This is a genomic window from Rhizobium sp. AN6A (assembly GCF_900215635.1).
Lineage (GTDB): Bacteria > Pseudomonadota > Alphaproteobacteria > Rhizobiales > Rhizobiaceae > Agrobacterium > Agrobacterium tumefaciens.
This window is the reverse complement of record NZ_OCNC01000004.1, coordinates 144,020-158,466: the sequence shown is the minus strand read 5'-3', so window position 1 is coordinate 158,466 and position 14,447 is coordinate 144,020. Positions and strand designations below refer to the sequence as shown.

Annotated in this window: 13 protein-coding genes and 1 other RNA gene; 7 read left to right on the top strand and 7 right to left on the bottom strand. The window is 57.4% G+C overall.

What is annotated here, in order from left to right:
* Positions 1–18: 18 nt before the first annotated feature.
* Positions 19–1,218: a calcium-binding protein gene (locus tag CRO62_RS13415; RefSeq protein WP_097100570.1), complete on the bottom strand. Its 1,200-nt coding sequence runs from the start codon at positions 1,216–1,218 to the stop codon at positions 19–21.
* 120 nt (positions 1,219–1,338) lie between these two features.
* On the bottom strand, positions 1,339–2,241 hold the full coding sequence (locus CRO62_RS13410) for a hypothetical protein (protein ID WP_097100569.1): 903 nt from the start codon (positions 2,239–2,241) through the stop codon (positions 1,339–1,341).
* Between the two features lie 294 nt (positions 2,242–2,535).
* On the opposite strand from CRO62_RS13410, the gene CRO62_RS13405 reads away from it, so the two are divergent.
* Positions 2,536–3,948 carry an FAD-binding oxidoreductase gene (locus CRO62_RS13405; protein WP_097100568.1) on the top strand — a complete coding sequence of 471 codons (1,413 nt, stop codon included), beginning with the start codon at positions 2,536–2,538 and terminating at the stop codon, positions 3,946–3,948.
* Between the two features lie 91 nt (positions 3,949–4,039).
* Positions 4,040–7,765 (top strand): AsmA-like C-terminal region-containing protein, encoded by a 3,726-nt coding sequence (locus tag CRO62_RS13400; protein WP_097100567.1) that lies wholly within the window; start codon positions 4,040–4,042, stop codon positions 7,763–7,765.
* A gap of 119 nt (positions 7,766–7,884) precedes the next feature.
* On the opposite strand, the gene CRO62_RS13395 is transcribed toward CRO62_RS13400, so the two are convergent.
* The 5 genes from CRO62_RS13395 to ssrA all read right to left on the bottom strand — a co-directional run bounded on the left by CRO62_RS13395 (position 7,885) and on the right by ssrA (position 10,139).
* Positions 7,885–8,214, bottom strand: a complete 330-nt coding sequence (locus CRO62_RS13395) for a hypothetical protein (protein WP_097100566.1) — start codon at positions 8,212–8,214, stop codon at positions 7,885–7,887.
* Positions 8,215–8,450: 236 nt separating this feature from the next.
* A complete protein-coding gene (locus CRO62_RS13390) occupies positions 8,451–8,660 on the bottom strand; it encodes a ribbon-helix-helix domain-containing protein (protein ID WP_003513131.1) in 210 nt (69 codons plus the stop codon).
* A 116-nt stretch (positions 8,661–8,776) separates the two neighbouring features.
* Positions 8,777–8,980: a DUF4169 family protein gene (locus CRO62_RS13385; RefSeq protein WP_045016936.1), complete on the bottom strand. Its 204-nt coding sequence runs from the start codon at positions 8,978–8,980 to the stop codon at positions 8,777–8,779.
* A gap of 44 nt (positions 8,981–9,024) precedes the next feature.
* On the bottom strand, positions 9,025–9,537 hold the full coding sequence (locus tag CRO62_RS13380) for an SspB family protein (RefSeq protein ID WP_003513127.1): 513 nt from the start codon (positions 9,535–9,537) through the stop codon (positions 9,025–9,027).
* Positions 9,538–9,766: 229 nt separating this feature from the next.
* Positions 9,767–10,139: a transfer-messenger RNA gene (gene ssrA / locus CRO62_RS13375) on the bottom strand.
* Between the two features lie 141 nt (positions 10,140–10,280).
* Between ssrA and CRO62_RS13370 the strand changes: the two genes are divergently transcribed.
* The 5 genes from CRO62_RS13370 (at position 10,281) to hflC (ending at position 14,192) form a co-directional block, all read left to right on the top strand.
* Entirely contained in the window at positions 10,281–10,589 is a 309-nt protein-coding gene (locus CRO62_RS13370; RefSeq protein WP_003513125.1) for a DUF2853 family protein, read from the top strand.
* 94 nt (positions 10,590–10,683) lie between these two features.
* Positions 10,684–11,478: a thymidylate synthase gene (locus tag CRO62_RS13365; RefSeq protein ID WP_097100565.1), complete on the top strand. Its 795-nt coding sequence runs from the start codon at positions 10,684–10,686 to the stop codon at positions 11,476–11,478.
* Positions 11,475–12,002 (top strand): dihydrofolate reductase, encoded by a 528-nt coding sequence (locus CRO62_RS13360; RefSeq protein ID WP_097100564.1) that lies wholly within the window; start codon positions 11,475–11,477, stop codon positions 12,000–12,002. The genes CRO62_RS13365 and CRO62_RS13360 overlap by 4 nt, the downstream gene beginning before the upstream one ends.
* A 143-nt stretch (positions 12,003–12,145) precedes the next feature.
* The gene (gene hflK, locus CRO62_RS13355) at positions 12,146–13,267 is read left to right on the top strand and encodes an FtsH protease activity modulator HflK (RefSeq protein WP_003513120.1); all 1,122 of its coding nucleotides are present in this window, start codon (positions 12,146–12,148) and stop codon (positions 13,265–13,267) included.
* 1 nt (position 13,268) lies between these two features.
* Positions 13,269–14,192: a protease modulator HflC gene (gene hflC / locus CRO62_RS13350; RefSeq protein ID WP_003513118.1), complete on the top strand. Its 924-nt coding sequence runs from the start codon at positions 13,269–13,271 to the stop codon at positions 14,190–14,192.
* The last annotated feature ends 255 nt before the right edge of the window (positions 14,193–14,447 follow it).

Sequence of the window (14,447 nt, the reverse complement as noted above, 5' to 3'; positions counted from 1 at the left end):
AATTAAACCCTGTCTGTCTCAGGCAACAAACAGGAAATCGTTTGCGGAAAGGCTCGAAATGGAAACGCCGGCCAGAGAAAGGCTGTCGGACGGAGTGAAATTGATCACCGTTGATCCGTTTGCTTCGGTGAACAAAGTGGCAAGATCAGAAAATTCATCAATGCTGCTAAATCCTCCGATTTCGATGACATCCCCGTCGGTAACGGAGAAGTCAGCAATCACGTCGTTACCGAAGCCGGTGCGGAAGACGAAGGTATCGCTTCCGTTTCCGCCTTCGAGCCGGTCGCTGCCAAATTCGCCGGAAAGAATGTCGTTGCCGTTTCCGCCTTGCAGGGTGTCATCGCCGTTGCCGCCGAAAAGTTTATCGTTTCCGAATCCGCCAGCAACGGTGTCGTTACCGAAGCCGCTGTAAACAACGTCGTTTCCACTACCCATATCGATCAGGTCATTTGTGCCGTAGACGGTCGTGTCTCCGGAATTTTTCCCGGCCAAATATAATGTATCGGCTTTATCTGAGCCTAGGAATTTGGAGATTCCCGTAATTTTGATTTTGGTAAAATCGAGAGTGCCGCCGAGATCATCGAATTCGATACTGACATTCGTAAGGCCTGCGCCTTTGATCTCTTCGATATCGCGGATTGAGCGAACTCCGATACGGCTTTCGTTGAAGCTCGCCTCGATAATGTCATTTCCGGAGCCACCGTCAAAATCGGTGCCGGTGAGAGACGCGCGGTTCGCATAGAAAATGTCATCACCTGCACCGCCGGAAACAAACATTTCCCAGCCGTAGTTGAGATGGATTTTATCGGCACCGTCACCACCGTCGACTGTGGTGCGTGTAGAAACTGAACCCACTCCAATAATGATCGTGTCGTTACCCAGCCCTCCCTTAAGGATGTCAGCACCGCCGCCACCTTCGATACGATCATTGCCCGAGCCACCATCGATGGTGTCTGATCCCGCGCCGCCAAAGATAGAATCGTCCCCTGCTTCTCCATAGGCGTAATTCGGCAAAGGGTTCTGCTCGAGATAAATGGTGTCGTTGCCTTCACCACCCCACACGCGGTCGTATCCAGGCAACCATCCGCCACCCGCATAGATGACATCGTCGCCGCCGTTGCCGCGGAGTTCATCATATCCCTGTCTGCCGTAGATAACGTCGGCGTAAGGGGTGCCGCTGTAAACGTCGGCTTTATCGCTTCCGGTATATTTGGCCATTTAATATACTCCTGATATATGTTTATCTAAAATGCATTTTATGGTTGCATTTACGGACATTCCGGTCAACGGAGTTCTTATGAATATTGCGCGACGCGCTAAGCAGATCGTGGCAGCTGATTAACTCCTGTTCGGGTGATAAATCTGGACGCCTTTATACGATAGTTCAAATGTTCCGACGCTTACCCTGCCGTTCGCGTCCGTCTCAATCAGGTTTCCTGTTCTGTCATAACTATTGAACAGGCTGGAAATCGTCTGGTCGAGTTGATCTTTGGCGCGCTTTTTCCAGTAATTATTGGTGTCTTCGAACATTTTAAGAACTACCCGCTGTTTCTCCGACAGGGTTTTCGGATCGACTCCTTTGGCTTCGATTTTGTGTGTGCTGTTATAAAAATCGATCGCATTCTGTAAGGACTGTATGCTTCCCGGAATGCCCATGGCGGCATAGCCGGGGCTATCAAAATTAGCCCAGTAGGTATCATAGTCCATACCAGCGAGTGCCCAACTCTCTCTCTGTTCTCGCACGGAAGCATTGTGGTATGCTTTACTTAGCTCAGCCTGATATGCCTCCGGCGTTAGATCGTGTACAGTTTCTTTCGTCATGCCCTCGGGAACGAAATTTCGAACAATGTCTTCAGGCCGCACACCTGGGGTGTGCATGGCGCGGTTGAAGCGTAATTCCTCTCCCCACACATCCCGTTTGCTTGAGGCCGGGGAAAGATTGAGGCTGGTGGTTCGGATAATCTCTTCCATCCAGTCTCTATCCGCCACTGGATCCGCATTGTTCTTTGCTTCTTCAGCATCGGTATTATCTTTCTCCGGCATCCCTTCGATCCTGCCTCTCATGTCGTAGGTAAGGTCACCCTTTTCGTCGTCCGCGCTGGAGGCAAGCAGGGCGGTCAGAGGATCAACACCATTCGTGGCGCCGGAGGGGCTACGTGCCTGGTTTTCTTCGGGAATGTTTTCGGTCAGCGGTCGAAAATAATTCGATCCTGCAAAGGGCTGACTTATAATTGTAGTCATGTTGAAACCCTGATGTTTGAATACGGACCCGTTTCTAGCCGGCTCCGCATTCCGGTTGTAATTTATATGCATTTATGAGCATCAATGAAGAAATTCACGTATAAGATGTATACGAGCCGGAGCTTGCTCAGGGCTGGCAGTATGTGCATGCGGAACACCACATGAGAGCGGGTTGTTCTTGCCGTTCGGCCTGCTGATCGGCTGGACAAAGCCTTAACCTTATCCCATACCACCCAACAGAATTTCGTAACGGATCGAGTCCGTTACGGCGGTATCTTGCGGTGGAGATGGACGATGGCGCTGAAAGATGTGGTCGCGGGAAAACGCAACGAGGAAGGCATCGCGTCGGTGCTTGCAGCGCTGAAGCAGCAGCTGGGTGACAAGCTCCAGACCGGGCAGGCGTTTCGCGAGCAGCACGGCCATACCACCACCTATCTGACCTTGCAGGCGCCTGATGGTGTCGTCTTTGCCGAAAACGCAGATGATGTGAAAGCTGTGGTGAAGGCTTGTGCGCAGTATAAGGTGCCGGTCATTCCCTTCGGAACTGGCTCTTCGCTGGAAGGACAGGTCAATGCGCCTAATGGCGGAATCTGCATCGATTTCAGCCGGATGAATCGCATCATTGAGGTAAACGCCGAAGATCTTGACGTGACGGTGGAGCCGGGTGTGACGCGCGAGGACCTTAACGTCTATCTGCGTGATACCGGCCTGTTCTTTCCGATCGATCCGGGTGCCAATGCTTCTATCGGCGGCATGGCCTCAACGCGGGCGTCGGGCACCAATGCGGTGCGTTACGGCACGATGAAGGACAATGTTCTGGCCGTTACCGCCGTTGTTGCCAATGGTGAGGAAATCCGCACTGCTCGCCGTGCCCGCAAGTCGTCGGCCGGTTACGATCTGACGCGGCTTTTCGTCGGCGCCGAGGGTACGCTCGGGGTCCTGACATCAGTGACGTTGCGCCTTCAGGGCATCCCGGAAAAGATCGCCGGTGGCGTCTGCACCTTCGACAGTATTCAGGCGGCCTGTGACGCCGTTATCATGACGATCCAGATGGGTGTTCCGGTTGCGCGCATCGAACTGCTTGATGAAGTGCAGGTGCGGGCCTGCAATGCCTATTCCGGCCTGAACTACGCGGAAAAACCGACGCTGTTCGTGGAGTTCCACGGCACCGAAGAGACGGCGGCCCTGCAATCTCAGCAATTTGCAGAGATCGCGGCGGAATGCGGCAGCGTCGATTTCCGCTGGACCAGCGATGCGGCCGAGCGCAACAAGCTGTGGAAGGCCCGGCATGACGCCTATTGGGCTTCGCGGGCGCTCGCGCCGCATCTCGACGGTTTGTCCACCGATGTCTGCGTGCCGATTTCGCGGCTGGCGGACTGCGTGGTGGAAACGCAACGGGATATCGAGGAAAACGGCTTTCTGGCGCCGATCGTCGGCCATGCGGGCGACGGCAATTTCCATGTGCTTATCCTGTTCGACGGCAAGGATGCCGAAAGTGTCGCCAAAACAGAAGCTTTCGTTGCGCGTCTCAATCGCCGGGCCATCGCCATGGACGGTACCTGCACCGGAGAACACGGCATCGGCCAGGGCAAGATGAGTTTTCTGGCCGAAGAGGCGGGAAATGCGCTGGACGTGATGCGCGCCATCAAAACGTCGCTCGACCCCGATAACATCTTCAATCCAGGCAAGCTGTTCCGTCTTGTCTGATCATTCTCACAATTGATTGGTACAAAAGGCTGCTTGCCGTTAAGGCAAATAAGAATAGGTTTGCAGCGTTCGCGAAGGGAGAAGCAGTTCAGTGCTCGGGCGTATTCTGGTTTTTCTGGGCGGACTGCTGGCCGTGGTGCTGTTTTCAGCGCTGCTCATTCCCTATTTCGTCGACTGGACGGATTTCCGCCGCGATTTCGAAGATCAGGCAAGCCGCATTCTGGGCAAGAAGGTGGTGGTGCACGGCCGCGTCGAAGCCCGGCTTCTGCCTTTCCCTTCGGTGACGCTGCATGACGTGCGCGCCGGAACGGATGCGGACGGATCGCCGCTCATTCAGGTGGCGCGTTTTTCCATGGATGCCGAGCTGGCGCCCTTCCTTTCCGGTGAAGCGCGCATCTTCGACATGCGCATCGAGGAACCCAAGGCCAAGATCCGGCTTTTGAAAGACGGCACTCTGGACTGGATGCGCGGCAGCCGGGCGGAAATTCCAGCCCGCACCGTGGTTCTGGAAAGTGTGCAGATCGAAGGCGGGCAGATCGAATTCATCGACGAGCAATCCGGCCGCAACCGTGTTGTGACGGGTCTTAACGCCGATATGTCCGCCAATTCGCTGGCCGGACCATGGAAGGCGGAAGGCCGCGCCGCCGTTGACGGGCATCCAGGCTCGTTCTCGCTATCGAGCAGTGAGCCGGATTATGCCAATGGGCGCATGGGCCTGCGGATTCGCGTGGTACCGGATGAACATCCGGTTGAGGTCGATCTGGATGGTGCGATTGCCGCGACTGCGGGAAAACCCGCCTATAGCGGTTCCTTCGCCTTCAGTTTCCGTGAAGACCAGAAACAGAAGCAGCAGGCCGGGCAATCGCTGTTCTCGTCGCCGCGCACCCGCGGCAGCTTCGAACTGACGAATGAAAGCGTGCGCATACCGAGCTACCGCATGGAGCTCGGTGGCAACGAAAATCCTTACGTCGTGACCGGCGAGGCAACGCTGGATACCGGGGCCAAGCCGGAATTCCTGCTTACGGCGGATGGTCAGCAGATCGACGTCAATCGTTTCGCGCCGCCCGTCGTGCAGACCGGCAAGACCTCGCGCCAGCCCACCGCCTCCGTGCGCCAGCGCATCGAGGCATTTGCCGCCATGGTCGCCCGCATTCCGGTTCCGCCGGTCCCGGGCAAGGCCAGTATCAGCCTACCGGCGCTCGTTTCCGACGACACGACCATTCGTGACATCCGGCTGGACGTGCGCCCTGATGGCAGCGGCTGGCAGGTGGTGAACGCCGTGGCAACGCTGCCCGGCAGGACGCAGCTGGAAGCCAAAGGTTCCCTGACGCTGCTGGATGGCCCCGCCTTCAACGGCAATCTGCTCGTTGCCTCCAACCAGCCATCCGGGCTGGCAAACTGGCTTTCAGGTTCTGTCGATCCGGCGATTCGCCAGCTCAATGCCGCCGGTTTCGCTGCCGACGTCTCGCTGACGACGCTGAACCAGCGTTTCGACAATCTCGAGCTTGCGATTGGCGACGCCTCTCTGAAGGGGAAGCTGGAACGGCGCTCTGACGGCAAGGCCTCCAATCTTTCGATCGATCTTGCCGGTAACGAGATCGATCTCGACGCCCTGAAGGCGCTTGGCAGCCTGGCGCTCGGCGATCAGGTCGGAAGTTCTATTCTCGACCATCGCATCGACGCCAAGTTCAAGGCCGACCGGTTCAACATGGCCGGTGTGACCGCAAATCACGTGGAAACCGCCTTCACCATGGCGGGCGGCGTTCTCTCGCTTGAAAAGATGACGGCTGGCGATATCGCCGGTGCCGAAGTCAAGGCGAAAGGGCAGTTGCAGGGGTCGTTGCTGAAATATGCGGGCAAGGGCACGGTGAACCTGCATGCGACGGACATGCAGCCGTTCTTCGCCATGCTGCAGCAGAAATTGCCTGGTCATCCGTTCCTCAGCCGTCTGGCGGCGAGTTCGCCGTGGTACGCCAATTCCGACCTTGCCATGGATGTTTCGGTCAACAGCGAAAATGGCGGCGCCAATGTCGCCGTTTCCGGCACAGTCAACGGCAGCCGTCTGTCGGCCGTGGCCAAGATGCCGGATTTCCTGTCCATCACCGACGATACGGCGATGTCGCTGGAAGGGGTTTTGAAAAACCAGTCGACGGCGATCCTGTTCGGGCAGGCAGGGCTTGATCCCCTGCCGTTCGATGCGGACGGGGAGGGGCTGCTATCCGTCAAGCTCAACGGCACGCTTGGCTCTCCCGTCCAGACCGATATCCGTTTCTCGACGGAGCGCACGCATTTCTCGATGATCGGGTCCTTTGCCGTTGCCGCCGTCAATTTCGGCGAGGGTAGTGCGGATCTGGCGCTCGAAAGCGCTGATATCGAGCCCTATCTCATCATGAACGCCGTTGGCCTGCCGCAGCTTGGTGGTGGCATGGCGCTGAAGGCGAGCGGTAAAATGGCGGTGGATGCGCAGAAGATTGCGTTTTCCGCCCTCGGCGGGCAGGCGGGCGGCAACCCCTTCTCGGGCAGTCTGGCGTTCCAGCGCGCGGCCCCCCATTCCGTCACCGGTGATCTTGCCCTTCGGACCGTCGACCTTGCCTGGCTCGGAGATGCGATCTACGGACCGGTGATCGACCCGGAAACAGGCGCGCTCAACGCCAAGCCGCTGGCCATGCCGGCTTTCCCGCAACTCAAGGCCTCGCTGTCGCTGAAAGCGGAAAGTTTCGAGGCCGGTCCCTTCGGCACGGTCACGGGTCTGTCGACCAAGGTCACGCATGATGATGGCAATCTCGCGCTTGATGATATCGCCGGCACCTTCATGGGCGGCAAGCTGACCGGGCGGCTTGCCATGTCCACAGGCGAGGGAGCGGGCATTTTCCGCACCAAGATTGCGGTGAACGACGCCAATCCCGAGTCGATATTGTGGGCGAATGCCAACGGCCCGGTCGCGACGGGCCGGGTGGCGATCGATCTGACCGCCGAATCGACGGGCAAGAGCGTTGGTGAAATTTTGAAATCGGCAGGTGGCTCCGGGGAAGTGCGCGCCAGCGGGCTTGTGCTCAAAGGGCTTAATCCTGGCGCCTTTCCGCCGATCCTGCAGGCGGCGGAAGGCTTGCAGCAGCCGATCGACGCGCCAAAGGTGCGGCCGCTGGTGGATCAGAGCCTGTGGCAGGGCGAAATACCGCTCGGCAACGTGGCCCTGCCATTCACCCTGAATGGCGGTGCGCTCCACTTCCAGAATTTGCGCGCCGGGATCGATCCGGTGACGCTTACCGGAGATGCGACGGTCGATATTGCAGCATCGACCGTGAATGGCGATCTCGATCTTATCTTCAATCCTGGCACCGAAGTGGTTGCAGGGGCCGAACCGTCGCTGCGTCTCAACTATAACGGTCCGCTTGCCGCACCGGCTTTGACGACCGATGTTTCGGCGCTCGGCAATTATCTGTCGCTCCGGGCTTTCGAAAAGGAGCGCCGTCGCGTCGAGGCCATGCAGGCCAGCGTTCTCGAAAAGCAGCGCCTGCGTCGGGAAACGGCGCTTTATCGCTCTCAGGCGGCTGAACGTCAGGCTGAAAAGGAACGGGTGGAGGCGGAAGCCAAGGCCAAGGCCGAAGAGGAGGCGCGCCTGAAGGCGGCGGCAGAGGAGCGTCTACGGCAGGAAAAGGAACAGCAGGAGCGGTTGCAGCAACAGCAACAGCAACAGCAGCAGCAGCAGCAGCAGCAACCTGTTCCCGAGCGGCAATCAACGCCGGCCCTGACGGTGCCTCCAACGGAAGATGCGATCAGGCAACTGGCGCCAGAAAACGCTCCGGCCAATCCGTAAGTTTGCTGCGACGACGGCGCGTTTCGGAGAGAGGTTAGAGACCGTGTCTCAGGGCGAATTTTGACGCGGTCCGGACAGCTGCCGCTTCGACCACTTTGCCAAAATTATCCGTTAGCCTGTTAAATCCAGGCTTCACGCTCGCCGAAGGGCGTGTCGGCATCAAAATTCTTGGTGCCGATCCTGCTGCTTTCCCCCGACAGGCTGGGCTTATCTGCGCTGTTGCTTGAGGAAGCCGATTTGTCGGCGCTATTTTCGAGTGCTTCGAGCTGCGCTTGCAGCGATGCGATAGTACTCTTCAGTTCTTCCTGTGCTTTCGCTTCGGAGGTCTGGGCGAGTTCTGACTGCTTTTCGGCAATCTGCGATTCCAGTTCGGCAACACTTGAAGACGAGGTGGATGAAGGGGAGAGGACGGAAACAGCGATGCTCGTTCCCGAAACGGCGGAAACCATGGGTCGCCTCGTGGCGTGCGGATGGAAAGGAAAAGCTTGAAATACAAATCTGGAAGCAAGGCTACGCAGTACTGAAGCGCCTTGCAGTACAAATTAGCGCGCTAATGTTTAATGAATGCTTTCACGGCATTATGAGTTTTCGGCAAGAATGTTTGTAGTCGGTGAATGGCTGGATAGGAGCCGGCGAAAATGCGCGCCGCTGCGGTATTATCTTTCGATGCCACCTTGCAGAAAGCTCACCTGCTCTTCAGCCAATTCAGCACATGGACCCGAAGGGATGAGGACAGATTGCTGTCGGCTGGCCGGTTGTCGTCTATTTCCGCAAGCAGGGCGGCGAAACTGATCTTGCGCTTTTCGGCGATGATTTTCAGCTCGTCCCAGAAGGCATCCTCGAGCGAAATGCTGGTGCGGTGGCCGTGCAATGTCGTGGAGTGCTTGCGGATCATCAGATCAATCTCTCCGGCTGGTCCGGTTGGGAATCTGAATCATGTCGCGCCTGCAAGCCTCTGTTTAGCGGTGTTTTTTCCGGTCTTCCGAAAGCCTTCCCGGGCAGGCCGGCTCTTCAATCCCTATCGGTTCTGTCATCGTCCTTTTCAAGCCGCCCCTGATCGAGCGCCTTTTCGGCTTTTTCGTTAAGGGCCGATGTGAGGTTTTTTTCCGCCTTGGTGCGACCGAAGGACAGGCGGTTCTGATCCGCCTGTTTTTCTTTTTCGCTACGGGCTTTCTGCTTCCGGAACTGACGCAGATTGACGATATCGGCGGCCATGCGGATATGTCTCCTTGAGCTTCGCGCGGTCGGGCAAAAAGCCGTTATTGCTTCTTGCGGAAGGCATCCAGAGAAACGACGGAGCCTTCCTTCTTTTCCTCGCCGGACTTGGGCGTCTCGGACGTTGTAGCCGGCTTTGCCTCATGGGAAACGGGATAGGCGGTGATTTCTGCCTCTTCCAGCTCTTCCTCGTCTGCCAGGGGCACATCGAACTCAAGCTCGAAATTGACGGAAGGATCGTAGAAACCTCTGATGGCGTTATAGGGAACAACCAGCTTTTCCGGCGTATCCGAGAAGGACAGACCGATTTCAAAGCCGATCTCCGTCACCTTCAGGTCCCAGAACTGATGCTGGATGACGATGGTCATCTGCTCGGCATATTTGGACTTGAGGTGCTGCGAAATCCGCACACCGGGCGCGCCGGTCAGAAATGTTATGAAGAAATGGTGGTCGCCGGGCAGGCGGCCGGTTGCGGCCACTTCACCCAAAACTTTGCGAATAACGCCGCGAAGGGCATCCTGTGCGAGAATGTCGTAACGGATATGATCCTGCCCCATGCGGTCCTGTCTTTCCCTTATTCGAACGTCTTTTAAAGCGCTGCGCACCAAGTGCGCCAAGGACGCTGTAACACTTTGAATCTTTGCGTAATCCGCAAGCCGGGATCAATTTCGATCCTGGCGGCTACGCATTACCCAAGTATACGCAATGTCCTGAACGGCAGCAACGGAAAAGCCGATGCTGTTTGCAAGTCAGCTATCATATAACCAATTCAGGCAAAATGGAGAAGGTGGAGGTTTCTGTTGCCAGGTACCTCCGAACCCCGCCTCACGGGGCTAACCGTGAGGACTTTAGAGCGGAATTCCCGCACCGCCATTAGGCAGCGAGAGCGTATTCCTTAGCGTTGTTGTCATTTGCAACTACACTTGTGACCCGATAACGGCGGTATCATGCCGAGCAAAAGTTCGATCTTTACGCCCTTGTCGATCCTATTTCGCCCCCATCAAAAGCCGGCCTTCATCTTGAAAAGCCGCCGGTTTTTGGTGGAGGCGCCGGGTACCGCCCCCGGGTCCAATAGGTTTATTACACCGACCGTTTATCGCCATAGCCGGGTTGCCCCGGCAAGGTTTATATAGGCGTTTCCCTTGGCCGAGAAAAGGGGCCGATGACAATTCCATGAAAAGATTTCGTGTTTACCGCCCACAATTTAGACAATTCTTGACGACGAGGGATTGCTGACACATTCTCCCTACAACCGGTCACCACAAGCAACACCGGGCCGGGGACACACGAAGGAGTGGACATGACTGACTATCTCGCAGATGTGAAGAAATACGACGCAGCAGCCGACGAAGCGATTGTCGGCAAGATCGTCAAACATCTCGGCATTGCCTTGCGCAACCGGGATTCATCGCTGGTGTCCGCTTCCGATCCGGAAGAGCTTGCACGTGTGAAGGCGAACTGGTGCGGCAAGAAGCTTGGCGTGACCGATGACAGCGCCGACAAGGCGATCGATGCAACCGCCAAGGCCATGGCCGCAGACCGCTCCAAGTCGCGTGTGACCTTTTATTATCTGGTGGCCAAGGAACTGGGCAAACTCCAGTCGCTCTGATTTTTTTCGCGGGGATAAGCGACCCGCTGGTGATTGGTTCTGTCGCCCTGTGCTATTATATTCCCTTGATATCAGGGAATCGGCGGCAGAACACATGAAACAATATCTCGATCTTCTCCGGCATGTGATGGACACCGGCTCCGACCGCGGAGATCGCACCGGCACGGGTACGCGTTCGGTCTTCGGTTACCAGATGCGTTTCGATCTTGCGGAAGGTTTTCCGGTTCTCACCACCAAGAAGCTGCATCTGCGCTCGATCATCCATGAACTCCTGTGGTTCCTGAAGGGCGACACCAATATCGCCTATCTCAAGGAAAACGGCGTTTCCATATGGGACGAATGGGCCGATGAGAATGGTGATCTGGGTCCCGTCTATGGCGCACAGTGGCGCTCCTGGCCGGCGCCCGACGGCCGCCACATCGACCAGATCGCGCTTTTGATCGAGGCGCTGAAAACCAATCCCAATTCCCGTCGCCACATTGTTTCGGCCTGGAACCCGGCGCTGGTGGACGAGATGGCGCTGCCGCCCTGCCATTGCCTGTTCCAGTTCTATGTTTCGGATGGAAAGCTGTCCTGCCAGCTTTACCAGCGCTCGGCCGATATTTTCCTCGGCGTGCCTTTCAATATTGCTTCCTACGCACTTCTGACGCTGATGGTGGCGCAGGTCACGGGGCTGAAGCCCGGCGATTTCGTCTATACGCTTGGTGACGCGCATATCTACGCCAACCATTTCGAGCAGGCGAAATTGCAGATGACGCGGACCCCCAAGGCCCTGCCGACGATGCGCCTCAACCCGGATGTGCGAGACCTCTTCTCCTTTAAGTTCGAAGACTTTACGCTGGAAAACTACGAGGCGGATTCAACCATCAAGGCACCGATCGCGGTATGAGCGAGCCGCGCATCACCATCATCGTCGCGGTGTCGGAAAACGGCGTTATCGGCCGCGATCTCGATATGCCTTGGAAGCTTTCCACTGACCTCAAGCGCTTCAAGGCGATGACGATGGGCAAACCGCTCATCATGGGCAGGAAGACATTTCTCTCGGTGGGCGAGCGTCCCTTGCCGGGCCGGCCGCACATCATCGTCAGCCGCAATGCCGATTACAGGCCCGATGGCGTGGATGTCGTGTCGTCGCTTGAGGACGCCCTCGCGCTTGGCAAAAGCAAGGCTGCGCAACTGGGTGTGGACGAGGTTTTCGTGGCCGGTGGCGGGGAAATCTACCGTCAGGCCATGCCGTTTGCCGATCAACTTTCCGTCACCCATGTGGCCGTAAAGCTTGATGGCGACACTTTTTTTCCGGAAATCGATCCCGCCGTGTTTGAAAAAATCGAGGAAAATGCCGTTCCCGCCGGGGAAAAGGACAATTATCCGGTTCTGTTCACCACTTATTTGCGCAGAGCCGCGTCAAAGTGAACTATTTACCCTGATTGGGTATTTAGTTACCACCTCTGCGTTGAAACGCACGCTTCTCCTTCTTATAACGGGTCCATATTCCCGCCGCACGCGAGCAATCGCTTTCGAACGGGATCGGGAGAGGCTTTTATAAAGAGGTATTGATGCCCTGGAGCAATCAGAATGGCGGCGGCGGCCCTTGGGGCGGCGGCGGTGGTGGCGGAAACAACCAGGGCGGCGGTGGCGGCCCATGGGGGCAGGGACCTAACCGGCCTCGCGGCGGTGGCGGCGGCAATGGCGGCCCGCCCGATCTGGAAGAGATCATCCGGCGCAGCCAGGACCGCTTCAAGAATGTCCTGCCGGGCGGGTTCAATGGCGGCGCGATTGCGATCGTCGCTCTCGTCGTTCTGGTTTTCCTCGGCATTCAGTCCATCTACACCGTCCAGCCGGACGAGCGCGGCGTGGAGCTGCGTTTCGGGCGTCCGAAGGATGAGATTTCGATGCCTGGCCTGCATTTCCATCTGTGGCCGATCGAGACGGTTGAAATCGTCAAGGTGACCGAACAGCAGCAGAATATCGGTTCGCGCGCTTCGTCTTCCTCGGCGAACGGCGTTATGCTGACCGGCGACCAGAATATCGTCAACGTGCAGTTCTCGGTGCTCTATACGGTTTCGGATCCGAAATCCTACCTCTTCAACGTCGACAGCCCGGCTGAGACCTTGCAGCAGGTTTCCGAAAGCGCGATGCGCGAAATCGTCGGCCGTCGTCCCGCACAGGACATTTTCCGTGATAACCGTCAGGCGATCGCGGCGGATGTGCGCACCATCATCCAGTCCACCATGGACGGATACGGGGCCGGCATCTCCATCAATGCTGTCGCCATCGAAGACGCGGCGCCGCCGCGCGAAGTGGCCGACGCCTTCGACGAAGTGCAGCGTGCCGAACAGGACGAGGACCGCTTCGTGCAGGAAGCCAACCAGTACGCCAACCAGAAGCTGGGTGCCGCACGTGGTCAGGCAGCGCAGATCATCGAAGAGGCGAACGCCTACAAGTCTCGTGTCGTCAACGAGGCAGAGGGTGAGGCACAGCGCTTCATCTCCATCTACGATCAATATCGCACGGCACCTGACGTGACCCGCCAGCGCATGTTCCTGGAAACGATGGAACAGGTCCTCAAGGGTTCTAACAAGGTCATCATCGACGAAAAACAGGGTGTGGTGCCTTATCTGCCTCTGAACGAGATCATGCGCGGTAATCCGGGCGCGGCACAGCAGGGAGGCAACTGATATGAGCAACCGTCTTACGGCCGTTCTCGTCGGTCTCGCCGCCGTGCTTTTCCTGGCCTATTCGTCAATCTTCGTCGTCACCGAGCGCCAGCAGGCCATCGTTGTGCGCTTCGGTCAGATCCAGGACGTGAAAACGGCGCCGGGCCTCTATTTCAAGCTGCCCTTCGCCTTCATGGATGCCGATCGGGTGCAATATATCGAGAACCGGGCGCTGCGCTTCGATCACGACAACATCCGTGTTCAGGTTTCCGGCGGCAAGTTCTACGAGGTTGATGCCTTTGTGGTCTATCGCATCACGGATGCCCGCCGCTTCCGGCAGACGGTCTCCGGTGACCAGATGTCGGCGGAATCGCGTCTTCGCACCCGTCTCGACGCATCGTTGCGCCGGGTCTACGGTCTTCGCGGCTTCGAATCCGCGCTTTCGGATGCGCGTGCATCGATGATGCAGGAAGTACGTGACGATCTGCGTCCCGATGCGGAATCGCTTGGCGTCAGCATCGTGGATGTCCGCATCCGCCGCACCGATCTCACGCAGGAAGTCTCGCAGCAGACCTTCGAGCGTATGAAGTCGGAACGTCTGGCCGAAGCCGAGCTGATCCGTGCCCGCGGTAACGAGGCGGCACAGCGTCGTCGCGCTATAGCCGACCGTCAGGTCGTGGAATTCGAATCCGATGCCCAGCGTCAGTCCGAAGTCCTGCGCGGTGAAGGCGATGCGGAGCGTAACCGGGTCTTCGGCGAAGCTTTCCAGCGCGACCCGAGCTTCTTCGAGTTCTATCGTTCCATGGCGGCCTATTCCAGCGCGCTGTCTGGAACCGGCACTACGCTGGTCCTGTCTCCGGACTCGACCTTCTTCCGTTATTTCAACGACATCAACGGTGCTCCATCCACGGCTCCGGCCGCACCTGCCGCACCGCCGGCAAATTGATAACGGATCGAATGATTTTGGAGGGGCCGGTTTTAACCGGCCCTTTCTTTTTGAGTGAATGGCTGGGTGGCAGCAAAGCGGAAAGGGGCAAAATCCTGCTGTCTCGCGCCCGGAAAGGGATATCCGTTTTCGCGCCGATGCTGTAGGCAGTGAGCAAGGCAGCCGGTGCTGTTCACGAAAAGGTATTTTTACACTTCATCATTCCGCCTTATGCTTTGACGATATATGCAGGGCATGACGATTTGAAACGCGAGG